At 63.4% G+C, this 246-nt stretch carries 1 pseudogene; it reads right to left on the bottom strand.

The annotated features are described in order from the left end of the window. Positions 1-245: pseudogene (locus AC0IYH_RS33320) on the bottom strand (DNA topoisomerase IB); the annotation flags it as partial. Position 246: the final 1 nt, after the last annotated feature.

The following is a 246-nucleotide window of genomic DNA, read 5'->3' as shown; positions in this document are numbered from 1 at the left end:
CGGTATTGCTTGCGACCACGTGCATCGCGGCCGGTGGCCTGCAGGTGGCCCTTGGAGTCCGGACAGATCCACACGTCGACGTAGGCGGGTGGAATGGCCAGCGCGTTGATGCGAGCGATCTGCTCGGCATCGCGAATGCGTTCACCGCCAGGTTCGAAGTAGCAGAACTTGCCGCGCAGCTTGCGCCGAGTGATGCCAGGGCCGCTGTCATCGACGTAGTGCAGATCACTGGGTAGTTCGGGGATC

The sequence above is a fragment of the Pseudomonas sp. AC463 genome, from assembly GCF_979253585.1.
This window is presented reverse-complemented; position numbering and strand designations above follow the sequence as displayed.